Source organism: Zobellia laminariae (assembly GCF_030553095.1).
Lineage (GTDB): Bacteria > Bacteroidota > Bacteroidia > Flavobacteriales > Flavobacteriaceae > Zobellia > Zobellia laminariae.
The window spans coordinates 2,905,892-2,922,734 of sequence record NZ_CP130738.1 but is presented as its reverse complement, the minus strand read 5'-3'; the positions used below and the strand labels follow the sequence as shown (position 1 = coordinate 2,922,734).

The following is a 16,843-nucleotide window of genomic DNA, read 5'->3' as shown; positions in this document are numbered from 1 at the left end:
ATAAAAAAGGGCGTAAGGTTTCTGAAAACCCAGTCTTTTCTAAGGCTTTACCTACAAGTTCAACTATTTTTTTGACAACCTTAAAGCCAACCCATAAAAATAAGTCCCGCCAAGAAAATTCGCGGTACGTAAAAAATTACCTTGTCGGTAGCAATCTGGGCGTACTCATTAATTTTTTCCAAGTCCATGAATTAAAATTAATGATTAGCGAGCATTCTCCTACAGAAAGTTTGTGTTTTTTATACATTTTACATTGTAAAACTTAATAAATAACACTAAAAATAAAGTTTGATGTTTCTAAAGAAGATAGAGGGCTACTATCTTTTTAAGGAAAAATGGCTCTTAAATTCCTTTCGTTCCCCGTCTTTGGTGTATTCTACCCTAAACCAATAATCGTTTGACGGAACTATTTTTCCATTAAAAGTACCGTCCCAACTATCATTTCCGCTTAACTGAAATAATAACATTCCATATTGGTTATAGATACTTACATTAGGATCCTCCATACCTGCAAAACCAACTATAGACCATCTTTCATTATCTCCATCACCATTAGGTGTAAAAAACCGTGGAAAATCTACTACTGTAAATTCTTTTGAGAGTGTACTACAGTTATGAATATCCGTTACAAAAGCCGTATGCTCTCCTGCTGTTAGATTTTCAAATCTATTTCCTGAAGAAAAATCTGAATCGTCAACACTATAGAGATAACTGCCATCTCCCTCGGCCATAATATCTATGGTATTATTATCCGTAAAAGGGTCGGAAACAAACACTACTTCAAAAACTTCTGCCTGTGGGGAAGTAACTACTTGTGTAGACAACGAAAATTGACAACCCAATTCTTTATTTAGAAGATTGACTACATAAGTACCTTCTTCATTTGCTGTATAAAAAGCATCTGTTGCTCCCGTTATTAAGTTTTCCGGAGAAATACTGTCCTTATACCATGTAAAACCATATTCTGAAGTTAACAGTTCTGTATTTAAAACTGGTAACGGGTCTATTGTACCTCCATTAGAATCCAAACAAAGAATATACTCCTCCTCTAATCCTGACTCAAAATCTACCCCTAATAACTCTACCTCAAAAGAAGAGGTTTTATAACAACTATTTCCAGATGATATTCTAGTAAAAATAGTCTCTGATGCATTTGTTATCTCATACGCTTCGGGAGTTTCAATTGCATTTTGAAAAGCCTCGGCATCTTCTAACGATAAGTAATATGTAACCTGATAGATTTGTGAGTCCTGTGCACCAAGTATTGGTTTATCATTAACCGTAAGATCCACTATCTTACCATCACCGCCGTCTACATTACAAAAAATTAAAGAATCTGGCTCCTCAATATTAACAGGAACGGGAATAAAATCTGCTTCTAAAGTTCCAGTAGCAACGCAAGATTCAGAAAAAACGAGTTCTACACGGTATTCGCCGCCCTCAGTAACATCTACCGTAGACAGTCCTGACCAAGCTGCAATTTCAACATCATCTTTAAACCAGACATAATCATCAACACCTACAACAGTAGCATCCAAAGCTATGGTTTCATTAACACATGCAGGGTTTCCGCTAGCCACAGTTCTATCATCTCCTAAATCATACCCTAAAGAAAAACTTCCTGCTTCTAAAAAAACTGCAGAGTCTACTTGAGAATCACGATTATCCGCTATTACCAACTTAATAGTATATGAATCGCCTTAAGCACCACTAAAGATTCCGCTGTCATACTAACAGTTTGACCATGAAAAGATATTGCCGAATCATCTCCGTTAATCTTATCAAAATAAGAAAGATTTTTACTATTGCACTCCCCTGTCACTCCGGGCCTAATAGTCGTAACACTAACAGGCAATTTGTTATTAGGAATTACAGCCAAGTTTGTGGAAACACCTTTTGAATCGGTTAATATAAATGCAAAAACATCCCCAAAAGTACATTGGTAATTTTCCTGATATTCTTCTGATGCAAACAAGAAATTGAAACTGATACTATTGGTTTGGGGAACAAAGTCAAATTGAATATAAGATGCGTTGAATAGCAAATCTGACCCCGTAATGGACTTCAAATCGGCATCACCAAGCCATTCATCACTTCCTGAATTGTGAATATCATCGTTAGGTCCCTCAGCCAGTTTAGCCCTACCTGTACTTAGAACAATACCCTCTTCAAAAGGAAAGTCAGAACTATTAGCATCAAAATAACCAATACCGTTCACACCTTCTGCGCTACCGGTCTTTGAAGTATAATTGCCAGTTTCTGCGCAATTACTATTTATTAGAATGTCCTTCACCAACTCTTCTACCGAATAAGTGGTGACATCAACGTTTATCTGAGCCCTGAGCCCAATAGACGACAGTAATAGTACTAAAAAACCTAATATTTTCATTTTCAATAGCATGATTCCAGAAAGCCTGAAAGTTAAATATAAGAAACTCTTTACAGGTTCTTAGCACTTATTTAAAAATTTCGGGCAACGGAATTATTTGACCTATAACTCCTTTCTAAAAGGGATTCTTTCCTATTGGTGCACTTGATACTACGTTAGATAGTATAATGTGGGTACGCGTCTCACCATACTGAATTAGTTTATCTATAAATCGTTCCAAATGAAACTGGTCTTTTAATACAACCTCCATAACAATATTCTCATTCCCAGTGATACGATAACAATTCACCACCTCTTTATACGTTTTTACGGTCTCTAAAAAAGGTTTTAGTTTACCCATAAAAGCTCTCAAAGTTATAATAGCTTTAAGATGATGTCCTGTTTTAGCATGCGAAACTTTTGTATTGTAACCTTCTATGATACCCAAGTCTTCCATCTTCTTTATACGTTCCGCAACAGCAGGTGCGGTAAGCCCTACCTGCCTACCAATATCCACATAGGTTTCGCGAGCATTTGCCTGAAGAAGTTTGAGTATTTTCCAGTTTAAATCGTCTATATTCATTTTCGAGCCTAAAATTAATAAATAGCTTGTTATCCATAGCTAATATATAAAATCACTTTCGATTCTAAAGGTAAAACTTGGAAACTGGCCGTAACTTTAATAATCCTAATTCTTAGTAATAGAAAAATGTCTTACGATAATCTTCGGGCCTTACCGGTCTACAAAAAAGCTTTAGAGCTCTGCCATATGAGTAGGGAGATTGCTTCGTACGTTTCTTTGAACAAAGACCTTATGAATCTCTATCAATCTAATAGCCATAGAGATACTATTGCAAATTCTTTATTAACGGACGCTATTCTTATTCCTAAAAAGATTGCTTCCGCAGAAATTAGTGGGTGTCATTTAGAGCGGATGAAAAGTGCGAGCTTCATTAATATTATGATTCGTAATATTAATTCCTACTGTAACGGCTTAGAAAATGATGGGGTAAAAGAAAAAGAATACCTGAACCTTCTGAGAAAAGAAATAAAAATCTTTAGACGTTCTTTTAAGAAATGGCGAAATTCTTTCCCTGACTGAGGGCACCAGTAGTTTAAATTAAACAGCCTCCTCTTCATTTTGTTTTAAATTTACGATATACTAAAATTGTTAGTTTAAAGTTCTAATTTTGGATTTTAAATTATCGATTTTGAAAACAACTATTCTTATTCATTGCCCCGATCAAGCGGGAATCATAAGTGTTACCACTAACTTTATACATCAACATAAAGGGAACATCATTTATCTTGACCAGCATGTAGACAAAGAAACCAACGTATTTTTCATGCGTTTGGATAGTGATTTTGAAGATTCAAATTTTCCCACTGAGACATTCAAGCAAGAATTTCAGAGAGAACTTGCCGATAGATACAACATGCAATGGAGTATGCACGAGGCGGGCGTAAAACCCAAGATGGCACTTTTTGTATCTAAATACAACCATTGTTTATACGACCTTTTAAGTAGATTTAACTCTAGTGAGCTTGAAGTTGATATTCCTTTCATTATCAGTAACCACCCGGACCTTAAACCCATTGCCGACCAATTTAACATTCCATATTATCACATACCGGTAACAAAAGATACCAAAGCGGAAGCTGAAACGAAACAATTAGAACTCTTAAAGGAATATGAAGTCGATTTTATTGTTTTAGCTCGCTACATGCAAATTGTAAGTCCAAAAATCATAAGCAACTTTCCCAATCGTATTATAAATATTCACCACTCATTTTTACCGGCATTTGCAGGCGCCAAACCTTATCACGCGGCTTTTAAACGTGGTGTAAAGATTATTGGAGCCACAAGTCACTATGTGACCGAAGAACTGGATGCAGGGCCTATTATAGAGCAAGATGTTACTACGGTAACGCATGCCCATAGTATAAAAGATTTTATTGCTAAAGGTCGTGATTTAGAGAAAATTGTGCTTTCAAGAGCAGTTAAGCTACATATTCTTAGAAAGACTATGGTCTACAACAATAAGACAGTAATTTTTTCGTAGTATATCCTAAGACATAGAAAGAAGTGTTCAAGGTTCTTAGTTACAGAGAATACCTGTACCTAATAAGCTGCTCTTTTTTCTCAATATTAAATTTTAAAAAAGTTATGAAAAAACTGGTTATATTATTTCTTGCATTGAGCTTAAATTCATGTCACGAACTTCAACAGGTCGTAAATCAATTACCGCAAGGAAGCGTTGCCCTAGGCAATGACCAAATTGCTGCGGGACTTAGAGAAGCGCTAGATAAAGGCATTCAAAGTCAAGTAAGCAAACTGACCAAAGAAGATGGTTTTCTAAAAAATGAAGCCGTAAAAATACTTCTCCCTGAAGAACTTCAAAAAGTAGATAAAACTCTTCGTGACATTGGACTTGGTAGTTTAGCCGATGAAGGTCTTAAGGTATTGAACAGAGCCGCTGAAGATGCTGTTGGTGAAGCTACTCCTATTTTTGTTGATGCAGTAAAGGGAATTACATTTAGTGATGCCAAGAATATTTTATTAGGAAGCGACAACGCTGCTACTCAATATTTGACTTCAGCTACACAAACGCAACTTTACGCTAAATTCAATCCGGTTATCAAGAATTCTTTTAGCAAAGTAGGAGCCGATAAAATTTGGAGCAACCTTATTACAAAATACAATAATATACCGCTTACGAAGAAGGTTAACCCAGACTTGACGGACTACGTAACTCAAGAAGCACTTAATGGTGTTTTCACGATGATTGCCGTTGAAGAAAAAGAAATAAGAAACGACGCAAGCTCTAGAACAACTGATCTTTTAAGACGTGTTTTTAGCTTACAGGATTAAAAATAAATATTTTGTATTAACCTTACAATAACTTGAAAATTAACCCGTTAAATTCATAAGTAGTCTTTAACAACTACCAATCTCTAAGACCTTGTTGATCATTTTAAATTAGAGATTGTGATACTGAATTTTTTGAGTTAGTAATTTTTGAGTTAGTTAGTTTAAAACCGGTGGGAGCACCGGTTTTTTTATGTTCTTTTTTTGAAATACTGATAAACTCTGATTTCGAAAGGAGAAGATTCCTCACGGTATTTACTTGAAGTTTATTATCCTCTATCTACGTCAGCCACAAAATCTATAACAAACCGATTGAATAGTTGAGGCTGCTCTACATTAACTACATGACCACAATGCTCAATAGTCAACAAACTAGATTGTGATTGTTTCTGAACCATTTTCTTTACAGAAGGAAGAAAAAGATAATCTTCACCACCCATAACATATAGTGTAGGAATATTAATATCACCTGCTCTAAAAAAGCGTAAGAGTCTATTTATTTGCGAGCCCATTTTGTACCATCTCACAAATTCCTTTTGATACATTCGTTTTGCTTCACGAACAAAAAGCAATCTAGACTCTTTGTGATTGCCATCTGGCATTATCGCAAAAGTAAAAAGCTTGTAAAGCCAGATATAAGGAACAAGTGATTTAAAAAGACCACCAAAGCCCATTAAAATCCTAAAGCGCATATCCAACCTAATAATAGCACCGCCCAATACCATGCTCTCCACGCGGCCAGGATATTTTTCAGCCAAATTCCTTATAAGTACAGTACCTAAGGAAATACCTATAAAATGAGATTTTTGAATTTTAAGATAATCCAAAACCTCTAAGATATCTTCTGTGATATAGTCAAAAGTATATTTATCGTCAAAGGCGTCTTTTAAGCCTTATTGCGAATCACCATGACCTCTAAGATCTAGTAATAAAATATTAAAGTGTTTCTTAAACTCCCTTAATTGTTTAAACCAAATAGAAGAACTTCCTCCGGCTCCATGAACGAAGGTGACCCAAGAATCTGATTCTTGATTTAGATATGTAACGTAATTCAGCAAGTGTTCTATTATTTTCTCCCATTTGGGAATCTTGCAATGTATTAAATCTTTTGATCCATTATTGCCTTGACCAAAAAATATAATCCACAAAGATGTTAGACAACGAAAAATTCAATAAAAACTGAAGAATACTAAGAATCTGCCCCACAACTCCCTATGTGCCCTGAAAGAGATTATTGATTTCTTATCATTTTAACTAAAAACGATTTGACAGAACTGCAAGAAAAAAAGAGTTATTAACAAGTCTTAAACGAGATTCGCAAGCTTTGTATTTGGTTACTGTTAATAAATCATCAATTCAACTTAATTTTTGCTATCTACAGCGAATATCGAGATCCAAAGTTGGATTCCGTCCGTATATTTGTAGTAAAGCATTTATAATTATGGAAAATCAGTATTGCAAAGTAGGAACAGTTACTCCAATCACATCAAACAGAAACGTGATTTCGCTTTTAGAGTATCAGTATCAGACCTTTTTGAACAAAGCCAGTGACATGAAGTACACTGATGCTAAATTGGTTGAATTTTTCGAGCAAAAAGCCGAGAAGATTCAAAGAGTTCTAGAAAATATGATGAAGTAGTTTCTTCGGAAATTATAAAAGTTCGGCCATTTGACGTTGTAGCTCCAAAGCTTTAAGCCTTGCTGCATCCGCAAAATCCGCTTCTGCTGAGGCATATATTATTCCTCTTGAAGAATTTATAAGAAGACCTACATTTTCACTCATACCGTTTTCGCAAACCTCCTTTAGACTTCCTCCTTGTGCTCCAACACCTTAAGCACCAATAAAAAGCTTTTTGGAATAATTTTCCGAATATCCTTCAAGTACTCTGCCTTGGTTGCACCTACTACGTACATTAGATTTTCAGAATTAGCATAGGTTTTTGAAGTCTCCAGTACAGTTTTGTACAATTCCTTTCCGTCTATCAATTTTGTTTGAAAGTCAAAAGCACCAACATTAGATGTTAATGCCAATAATATGGTGTGCTTATCTTTAAAAGCCAAAAAAGGTTCAACCGAATCTTTGCCCATATACGGGGCTATGGTAACAGAATCAAACTCTAAATCCTCGAAAAACGCTTTTGCATAACGTGTGGAAGTATTACCAATATCTCCTCGCTTAGCATCAGCTATTGTAAATAGCTCTGGATAGTTAGCGTTAATGTATTTTATAGTCTTCTCTAAGGACTGCCATCCTTTGATACCATACGCTTCATAGAAAGCTATATTAGGCTTGTACGACACACATATATCATGGGTAGCATCAATAATAGCTTTATTAAAAGCAAATATTGGATCTTCTTCACCAAGAAGGTGCGCCGGAATTTTTTCTAAATCGGTATCAAGACCAATACATAGAAATGATTTTTTCTTTCTAATCTGGGCAACAAGTTCTTCAGTAGTCATAGAGGAGCTACGGCTATAATTAAGTTTTTAAAAATTGGTACATTAAAAAATCTCGGAAGCTTCTTTTAGTTTTTCGGTATTCTCCACGAAGCTAAGCTCATCGATAATCCTTTGAATATCACCATCAATAATATTTTGCAAATCGTAAAGAGTCAACCCAATACGGTGATCCGTTACACGACCTTGTGGATAATTGTACGTTCTAATCTTAGCTGAACGGTCACCACTGCTTACTTGAGAATTACGTTTTGCCGCATCTTCTTCTTGCTTTTTAGCAAGTTCTTGATCATACAGACGTGAGCGCAATACCCTAAAGGCTTTATCCTTATTTTTATGCTGTGACTTTTGATCTTGACATTGCGCAACCAATCCCGTAGGGATGTGTGTTAAACGCACTGCAGAATACGTGGTGTTCACGGACTGACCACCAGGACCTGAAGAACAGAAAAAATCTATTCGAACATCTTTTGGATCTATCTGAACATCAAAATCTTCAGCTTCAGGAAGTACCATTACGGTTGCAGCACTGGTGTGTACCCTTCCTTGTGTTTCTGTCTGAGGTACACGCTGCACACGGTGCACACCGGCCTCAAACTTAAGGGTACCATATACGTCCTTACCAGTTACTTCAAACTGAATTTCTTTATAACCACCACTGGTACCTTCGCTTAAATCTATAACATTAGTTTTCCAACCCCTGCCTTCGCAATACTTGGTATACATACGAAATAAATCCCCAGCAAAAATACTAGCCTCATCTCCACCAGTTCCAGCCCTAATTTCAACTACCACATCTTTGGCATCTTCAGGATCTTTAGGTATGAGCATTAATTTAATTTCCTCTTCTATTTTAGGTATACCCCCTTTTGCTTCATCTAGCTGCATTTTGGCCATTTCTACCATCTCTGCATCACTACCGTCCGCTATAATTTCTTCCGCCTCTTCAATGTTGCTCATGAGCTCTAAGTACTGCTCACGTTTAGCTACAAGCTCCTTTAAATCGGAATATTCTTTGGTCAATCCTACATAGCGTTTCTGGTCCGAAATAATATCCGGTTGAATAATAAGGTCAGAAACCTCATCAAAACGCTGCTTAACAATATTAAGTTTATCTATCATTATCTTACATCACTTGTGTTGCGAATTTACGACAAATTTGTACATTTATTGATATACCTTGGTTTTGATAAAAAGCATTTTTTATCCGTAGACTTAGTAAGTTACTGTGCTGTTTTAAAGCTCTATCACTTTTAAAAAGATAGAAAACGAAACAATCTACCTAATTTTATGCTTCATTCTATCTACTACACCTGAAGTATTTAGCTAGTTTTCTATTAAATCATCTCAACCCCTTTTATTTGCTCCAAAAACTATTTTCACAAAGTAATCATGAAAACAAATAACTCGCTTAATTAAAAGAAGGATATTGTAAACCGATAAATTCCAAAAAAGATTTAAAGAATGAAGGGTATCTTTCTTAATGAAGCAATTATTCAAAAAATGAGGTTATTTAGGTTCATCACTCAATAAAATACCACTACTCTTATACACCTTATTATCAGCATCAATCAAAATAACTTCGGTAACGCCCAATTGATTTATCAGAGCCAACCCATCTTCTTTGCCCATTATATATACTGCTGTTGCTAAAGCGTCACAAAGTTCTGCGCTCTTTGCAAAAACGGAAACACTATTAATTCCTGTAGAAGGATAACCAGTTCTAGGATCTAAAATATGGGAGTATTTAACTCCATCAAAAGTGACGTATTTTTCAGAATTTCCAGAGGTTGCTACTGAAGATTCTACAACTGGTAACCAAGAAAAAATCTTTTCTTCACTTAATGGATTCGCTATACCAATTAACCATTTTTCTCCTGTTGCTTTTGTTCCCCAAGTAGTTAAATCTCCTGCGGCATTGATAATACCACCCAAAACCTGTTTAGAAACAAGAAACTCCTTAGCTTTATCCGCAGCATAGCCTTTACCAATTGCTCCAAAAGAAATCTTCATGCCCTTTTGACTCAAATACACTGTTCTCTCTATAGGGTTCAAAATAATTTTTTCGTAACCTACGTTTTTAATCGACTCACGAATATCGTCAGGACTAGGCATTTCCTTCATAGAACCATCAAATTTCCAGATATTATCCATGGAAGCGAAAGAAATATCGAATGCACCATCCGTAATTTCAGAAATCTGTTTGGCGCGTTCAATAAGCATATACAACTCCATACTTACTTTTACGGGCTTGATACCAGCATTTTTATTTATCAATGAAGTTTCGGAATCTGGGTTCCATGCAGAAATCATATTTTCTATACGAAGGATTTCCGCAGTAGCCTCTTCAATATTTATATACCCTAAATCTTCATTACCGGATACAACGGTAATATCAAACCGTGTACCATAAGCTCCATAGCCTTATGTACAGTTACCAGTTTCTTTTATGGGCAAAACCACTGGATAAGAAAAAAAAAAGAAAGTATGTAAAATACTATTCTCACTAAAACATAGATTTTAAATGTGTTATATATTCATTAGGAGAGAGTTTGAGATAACCTGTCTCCCCTAAGACCTCAGCCTCTTTATTCAACAGAACTACTAAGGGAAAATGCCCCTGAGCGTTATATTTTTCGGCTAAGCCGTTATTTTGGGCGGTTAGCTCTTCACTAAGTTTATTTGCTTTTTTTCTTGGAAAATCAGCTCGATAAAGTATTAAATCGGCTTCAGCAAATTTCTTGAATTCTTCAGATTCCCAAATTGTCTTTTCTAGTCTTATACAAGGGGCACACCAATCCGACCCGGCAAAAACCAATAGTAAATTCTTATCGTTCTTCTTTGCCAAAGCCTGAGCTTCTGCATAATTTTCCTGCCAATCCTGGGCAGAAAGAGAGGTGACAACGATCATGCAAAATAAAAATATAATCTTCTTCATATCTAGGCTAAAACAAATTCGGTGCCATTTATTCAAAAATGCGCAACATATTATCAGTTAATTCAGTTTTAAAAATCTTCAATGTCTTTGCTGTTGCTCCATCTACTTTATTGATTGGCGTGCCATTTTGCTCAAAACGAGACCCGTGTACATCACAATAAAATATACCGCCATCCAAATCAACAAAACGCACTTCGTCATAACCTTGATGGCTACAAACTTGGCTAGCTGCAACAAATTCTCCTTCCAAGTTTTTAGCTACCACCACTAAATTTTTCAATACAAATCCGCCATTATTAGCAAGTTTTGCATTTTCGGGATCACTTAAGTCTAGGGTAAAATCTATTCCGGTAGGCACGGGGGTGTTTCCTTCCGCACTCTCATCTTCTTCGCTATCATTAGAACAACCATGCAAACATGGAAAAGCGAGCGCAAAAGCCGCACTGGCTCCTAAAGTTTTTAAGAACTGTTTTCTTTCCATAGTACTGAGGTTTACTATAGAAAACGAAGTATTGAATCGATTCGTATGCTTTTAATAAACAAACTTGCCATAAGTGCTCTCAATTGTTAGTTTTTTAGAAGCACTAGCTTCTACCCTACCCACAATTTGAGCATCTACGCCAAAACTTTCTGAAATAGCAATAAGTTCTTTGGCTACAGTTTCATTTGTATAAATTTCAAGACGATGGCCACAGTTAAAAACCTGATACATTTCTTTCCAGTCTGTACCGGATTGTTCTTGAATTAATTTAAAAAGCGGTGGAACAGGAAAAAGATTATCCTTTATAATGTGAAGCTCATCTACAAAATGTAGAATTTTGGTTTGCGCACCACCACTACAGTGCACCATACCATGAATATCTTCAGAAGAATATTTATTAAGTATTTTCTTTACAATAGGCGCATAAGTACGTGTTGGCGACAATACCAATTTACCAGCGTCCAAAGGAACATCATCAATCTTATCAGTTAATTTTGTATTACCTGAATAAACCAAATCATCTGGCACGGAAGCATCAAAGCTCTCTGGATATTTCTCCGCAAGATATTTAGAGAACACATCATGTCTGGCAGAGGTAAGTCCATTACTACCCATACCTCCATTGTATTCTTTTTCGTAAGTAGCTTGACCAAATGAGGCCAAACCAACAATAACATCTCCTGCTTTTATATTGGCGTTATCTATAACATCTTTCTTCTTTAAACGAGCGGTAACTGTAGAATCCACAATAATAGTACGTACCAAATCTCCCACATCTGCCGTTTCGCCGCCTGTAGAACGGATTGTTAAACCATGTGATGCCAAATCTTTGATTAGCTCTTCGGTTCCATTAATGATTTCAGATATTACTTCACCGGGAATCAAGTTCTTATTACGTCCTATAGTAGAAGAAAGCATAATATTATCCGTAGCACCAACACAGATAAGATCATCTATATTCATAATAAGTGCATCTTGAGCAATACCTTTCCAAACGGATAAATCTCCCGTTTCTTTCCAGTACATATAAGCCAATGAAGATTTTGTTCCGGCACCATCTGCATGCATCACCAAGCAATAATCCTCATCATTCGTTAAATAATCTGGCACAATCTTACAGAACGCTTTTGGAAAGAGTCCCTTATCAATATTCTTTATGGCGTTGTGCACATCTTCTTTTGAGGCTGAAACACCTCTTTGGCTATATCTTTCACTAGTAGACGAACTCATTATTGTGGCTTTTGGGCAAAAATAAGGTATTCACCGAATAATCATAGCTTGACGAAAAAAACTTTCTAAAAGTTCTTCAACAGATTAGAATTTATGATAAACACCTCCACCAATAACCGCTCTTTTAGGTACATTGGTTCCGGAAATTGCTGAAGTATAGTTAGCTAACACTCCAAATTTTTCTGTAATTTCTACTATGGCTTTTATACCATAGGCAACATACTCCTGATCATTAAGATACAATCCAGTAGCCAAATTAGCTTCGGGAAGTATAACATCTCCATTTTCAAAAGAGGTTGAAAAGTCTAGAAAACCAATTAACCAAAGTCGTTTTATAGGTTTTACCCCTGCTTCAGCACTAGCTCTAAAATTTGAACTATAGCCGTTAAAACGGATATCTACTCCTGTAGACGCTTGAACAAAGAAGTTATCATAACCTCTACCAATATTAAGTTTCGGAGATAATGTAAATGTATCATACCCACTTCTAAGTCCTGATGCCTCAAAATAGTTTCCGGTGTTAGCCTCAACATTAAGCTGACCTGAAATCACCCATTTATTATTATAAAGTTGGTGTTTTACACCAACTACCAAATTACCCAAAGCAGTTTCAGAACCATCTGAAGTAATAGGCGTACCATTAGCAGATGATACTACATCGCCAGCTTTTATCATTTTTAAAGGCAGACTTAACAAAACAGTAGTCTTATCGGAAATACCGTATTCACCAAAAAGTTGAAGAGTATTATCTGTTATTATTTACGCTCGGTTCTATAATCCGGATTTCCATAGATACCTGAATAGCCGGCTATGTTATAATAAGATAGTTGGACATAAGCTTCGTTTTTTGCCTTCGTCCAAGCTCCTTGAGAGAAAAGAGAAATAGAAAATAAAAAAAGCAGGGTGAAAAGGTATTTTTTTAAGGTACTATGCATATTGAGAATATTTATAATATTCTTTACTTAGTATAACTTTTCACCACTGCCTTACATCACTTTGACCAATATTTGCGCCTCTCAACTAATTGTTATCTAAAACGTAGCTGATAGAGCACCTAGTTTACACTTATTTAATAGACAACAACTCGCGGTACTTAGTTAATGGCCAAAAGCGGTTATCTACTAGTCTTTCTAATTTATCGCAATGCATCCGTATTTCATCAAAATATGGTTTTACATTATCACAGTAAGCAAATGCTTTTTTATGGGTATCGGTAAGCTTATTTGCTTTTCTTCTAGCATCAATCATAGCATCTGTCTGCTTTTTAAGCTCTGTGACATGCTCAGCAATTTGCTCAATAATTCCCGACTGGCCATCTGTCAATTTTCTGTGTACGGCACCATAAATTTCTTTTAGGCCCAAAACATTTTTAATCAAAATATTCTGGTATTCTATTACTGAAGGAATTATATGATTGTACACTAATTCATTGAATACTCTACCCTCAATCTGGATATGTAAAATATAGGCTTCCAGCTCAACTTCTTGTCTCGCTACAACCTCTTTTTCACTCATAACGCCCATAGACTCAAAAAGGTTTAGACTCTCTTTTGAGGTCAAAACTTGTAAAGCTTGTGGCGTATTTTTGTTATTACTTAATTTTCTTCGTTTTGCTTCTTTCTCCCATTCATCGCTATATCCATCACCATCAAAACGAATACGTTTTGATGTTTTGATATATTCACGTAGCACATTAAAAACAGCCTCATCTTTTTTAAGACTCTTTTTATCTACCAACGCGTCTACCTCCTTTTTAAACTCTTTCAGCTGTTTCGCAACAATTGTATTTAGAATGGTCATTGGTTTTGCACAGTTGGTCTTTGATCCAACACCTCGCATTTCAAATTTATTCCCAGTAAACGCAAAAGGAGAAGTACGATTACGATCTGTATTGTCTAATAAAATTTCAGGGATTTTACCAACAACATTTAGTTTCAGTTCTGTTTTCTCTTCCGGTGACAGTTTCCCTTTGGACACACCTTCTAATTCATCTAAAACACTACTTAACTGTTTACCTACAAATATGGAAAAAATGGCTGGTGGTGCTTCATTAGAGCCCAATCTATGATCATTACCTGCTGATGCAATAGACGATCGCAATAATTCTTCATAGGTATCAACAGCCTTTATTGTATTTATAAAAAACGTCAAAAACTGAAGATTCTTCATTGGTGTAGAACCAGGCTCAATAAATTTACACCCGTATCCGTAGCTAAGGACCAATTATTATGCTTACCCGAGCCATTAATATCTGCAAATGGTTTTTCATGAAAAAGAACCTTAAGATGATGCCGATCAGCAATACGGTCCATAACATCCATTAAAAGTAAATTGTGATCTACCGCCAAATTTGCTTCTTCATAAACAGGAGCCAATTCAAATTGATTAGGAGCAACCTCATTATGTCTTGTTTTCAATGGAATACCTAAGCGCATACACTCTACCTCCAACTCCTTCATGAAGTTTATGGCACGTAAGGGAATTACCCCAAAATAATGATCATCTAACTGTTGACCTTTTGCCGCTGAATGCCCAACCAACGTTCTCCCGGTTAAACTAATATCAATTCTAGAAAAAGCAAGCTCCTTATCTACCAAAAAATACTCTTGCTCCCAACCTAAAGTGGCATTTACTTTTACTACTGTTTTATCAAAATATCTAGCTACGGCCGTTGCAGCTTCATCAACAGCTCCTAAAGCTCGCAATAAAGGTGCTTTATTATCTAAGGCCTCTCCCGTATACGAAACAAATATTGTTGGTATACACAAGGTGGTATCGTATACAAAAGCCGGACTTGTTGGATCCCATGCAGTGTATCCTCTTGCTTCAAATGTATTACGAATTCCTCCACTGGGAAAACTAGAAGCATCCGGTTCTTGTTGCACCAATTGTCCACCTCCAAATTTCTCCAAAGCCCTACCGTCTGGCATTAAATCAAAAAAGGCGTCATGCTTCTCCGCGGTAGCCCCAGTAAGTGGCTGAAACCAATGTGTATAATGTGTAGCACCCATTTCTATAGCCCAACATTTCATGGCTTCGGCTACTTGATCTGCTATTTTTCTATCGATTTTTGATCCAGAAAAAATAGCGCTTTGCACACTTGCCAAAGCATCTTTGGTGAGGTATTGCAACATGCGCTCACTATTGAATACATTGTTCGCAAAAAGCTCTGACCTACGGCCCTGTTCATCAACACTTACACGGTCTCTCTTTCTACTTTCGGCTATAGCATCAAATCGCTGTCTAGACATACTTTTACTTTATTTTTATCGGCTAAAATAAGGATTAACGATTTAATAATAAAAACTTAAAATAATCAACTTACCATAAAATACCCCATTAAAAATAGGGCTATATTAAATTATACTCATTTTTTTCATATTTACCCCCCTAAAAATTAGTATAATTCAGTAAAAAACATATTTTTGTTCGTCTTTAAATTTAAAATTAATTACCGTAATTATGAGCAAAACTAAATTAGAGTACATCTGGTTGGATGGATATTTCCCCACACAGAACATGCGTAGCAAAACTAAAGTTGTAAACGATTTTAGCGGAAAATTAGAGGATTGCGATATGTGGTCTTTTGATGGAAGCTCAACAAGACAAGCCGAAGGCGGGTCTTCTGACTGTTTATTAAAACCTGTTGCTATATATCCAGATCCTGCACGTAGAGATGCCTTTTTAGTAATGACTGAAGTCTTAAATGCTGATGGTACTCCACATGTTTCAAACGGTAGAGCTGGTATTGATGATGATGATAATGATTTCTGGTTCGGTTTTGAACAAGAGTACTTTATCATGGATACAAAAACACAACTTCCTTTAGGTTTCCCTATTGGCGGATATCCTGCTCCACAGGGAATGTACTACTGTTCTGTAGGTGGTTTGCACACACACGGTAGAGAACTTGTTGAAAGGCACGCTGATCTTTGTATTGATGCTGGCTTAAATTTTGAAGGAATTAACCAAGAGGTTGCTTCTGGACAATGGGAATTTCAATTGTTCGCTAAAGGTGCTAAGAAAGCTGGTGATGAAATCTGGGTAGCTAGATACCTTTTAGATAGATTAACAGAACAATATGGTTACTATATTGAATACCACCCAAAACCATTAGGTAAGGATATGGACTGGAACGGTTCTGGTATGCACGCTAACTTCTCTAACGAGGTTTTAAGAACTTGTGGTTCTAAAGAAGTTTACGAGAAAATATGTGAAGCTTTCCGCCCAGTTGTAAAAGAACACATTGCAGTTTATGGTGAATTTAACGACCAACGTTTGACTGGTCTTCACGAAACTGCTTCAATTACTGACTTTAGCTTTGGTATTTCTGATAGAGGTGCCTCTATACGTATTCCAATTATTACAGTAGAGCAAGGCTGGAAAGGTTGGTTAGAAGATAGAAGACCTGCTTCTAACGGTGATCCATATAAGATTGCTGGTAGAATTATCAAAACAGTTAAATCTGCTAAGATTTAATTATAAGATTTTTTGTTG

13 protein-coding genes and 3 pseudogenes are annotated in these 16,843 nt (G+C 36.1%); 4 read left to right on the top strand and 12 right to left on the bottom strand.

Features of this window, described 5'->3' with window-relative positions; all coding sequences use genetic code 11:
- Positions 1 to 317: 317 nt before the first annotated feature.
- The 3 genes from Q5W13_RS14005 to Q5W13_RS13995 form a co-directional block, all read right to left on the bottom strand.
- On the bottom strand, positions 318 to 1,679 hold the full coding sequence (locus tag Q5W13_RS14005; RefSeq protein ID WP_304443422.1) for a T9SS type B sorting domain-containing protein: 1,362 nt from the start codon (positions 1,677 to 1,679) through the stop codon (positions 318 to 320).
- On the bottom strand, positions 1,673 to 2,389 hold the full coding sequence (locus Q5W13_RS14000; protein WP_304443421.1) for a choice-of-anchor L domain-containing protein: 717 nt from the start codon (positions 2,387 to 2,389) through the stop codon (positions 1,673 to 1,675). The genes Q5W13_RS14005 and Q5W13_RS14000 overlap by 7 nt, the downstream gene beginning before the upstream one ends.
- 115 nt (positions 2,390 to 2,504) lie before the next feature.
- Complete coding sequence (locus Q5W13_RS13995; protein ID WP_155594453.1) at positions 2,505 to 2,951, bottom strand: Lrp/AsnC family transcriptional regulator; 447 nt, start codon at positions 2,949 to 2,951, stop codon at positions 2,505 to 2,507.
- 186 nt (positions 2,952 to 3,137) lie between these two features.
- Here Q5W13_RS13995 and Q5W13_RS13990 point away from each other — a divergent pair, with 186 nt between their 5' ends.
- From Q5W13_RS13990 to Q5W13_RS13980, 3 genes are all read left to right on the top strand, one after another.
- A complete protein-coding gene (locus Q5W13_RS13990) occupies positions 3,138 to 3,470 on the top strand; it encodes a hypothetical protein (protein WP_368662251.1) in 333 nt (110 codons plus the stop codon).
- Positions 3,471 to 3,579: 109 nt separating this feature from the next.
- Positions 3,580 to 4,431: a formyltetrahydrofolate deformylase gene (gene purU, locus Q5W13_RS13985; RefSeq protein WP_304443420.1), complete on the top strand. Its 852-nt coding sequence runs from the start codon at positions 3,580 to 3,582 to the stop codon at positions 4,429 to 4,431.
- Positions 4,432 to 4,535: 104 nt separating this feature from the next.
- On the top strand, positions 4,536 to 5,240 hold the full coding sequence (locus Q5W13_RS13980) for a DUF4197 domain-containing protein (protein ID WP_155594456.1): 705 nt from the start codon (positions 4,536 to 4,538) through the stop codon (positions 5,238 to 5,240).
- Between the two features lie 266 nt (positions 5,241 to 5,506).
- Here the strand turns inward: Q5W13_RS13980 and Q5W13_RS13975 are convergent.
- The 9 genes and pseudogenes from Q5W13_RS13975 to Q5W13_RS13935 form a co-directional block, all read right to left on the bottom strand.
- Positions 5,507 to 6,295: pseudogene (locus tag Q5W13_RS13975) on the bottom strand (alpha/beta fold hydrolase).
- A gap of 593 nt (positions 6,296 to 6,888) precedes the next feature.
- A pseudogene (pyrF, locus tag Q5W13_RS13970) lies at positions 6,889 to 7,700 on the bottom strand (orotidine-5'-phosphate decarboxylase).
- Positions 7,701 to 7,742: 42 nt separating this feature from the next.
- A complete protein-coding gene (prfA, locus tag Q5W13_RS13965; protein WP_304443419.1) occupies positions 7,743 to 8,819 on the bottom strand; it encodes a peptide chain release factor 1 in 1,077 nt (358 codons plus the stop codon).
- 387 nt (positions 8,820 to 9,206) lie between these two features.
- Positions 9,207 to 10,049, bottom strand: coding sequence for an FAD:protein FMN transferase (locus Q5W13_RS13960; protein WP_368662562.1), 843 nt, complete (start codon positions 10,047 to 10,049; stop codon positions 9,207 to 9,209).
- Between the two features lie 154 nt (positions 10,050 to 10,203).
- Positions 10,204 to 10,635: a thioredoxin family protein gene (locus Q5W13_RS13955; protein WP_304443418.1), complete on the bottom strand. Its 432-nt coding sequence runs from the start codon at positions 10,633 to 10,635 to the stop codon at positions 10,204 to 10,206.
- A 28-nt stretch (positions 10,636 to 10,663) separates the two neighbouring features.
- A complete protein-coding gene (locus Q5W13_RS13950) occupies positions 10,664 to 11,116 on the bottom strand; it encodes a QcrA and Rieske domain-containing protein (protein WP_304443417.1) in 453 nt (150 codons plus the stop codon).
- A gap of 51 nt (positions 11,117 to 11,167) precedes the next feature.
- Positions 11,168 to 12,346, bottom strand: coding sequence for an AIR synthase related protein (locus tag Q5W13_RS13945; protein WP_304443416.1), 1,179 nt, complete (start codon positions 12,344 to 12,346; stop codon positions 11,168 to 11,170).
- An 84-nt stretch (positions 12,347 to 12,430) separates the two neighbouring features.
- Entirely contained in the window at positions 12,431 to 13,021 is a 591-nt protein-coding gene (locus Q5W13_RS13940) for a transporter (protein WP_304443415.1), read from the bottom strand.
- Between the two features lie 390 nt (positions 13,022 to 13,411).
- Positions 13,412 to 15,597 (bottom strand): annotated as a pseudogene (locus Q5W13_RS13935) (glutamine synthetase III family protein).
- A 211-nt stretch (positions 15,598 to 15,808) separates the two neighbouring features.
- Between Q5W13_RS13935 and Q5W13_RS13930 the strand changes: the two are divergent.
- Positions 15,809 to 16,825 (top strand): glutamine synthetase beta-grasp domain-containing protein, encoded by a 1,017-nt coding sequence (locus Q5W13_RS13930; protein WP_155594465.1) that lies wholly within the window; start codon positions 15,809 to 15,811, stop codon positions 16,823 to 16,825.
- Positions 16,826 to 16,843: the final 18 nt, after the last annotated feature.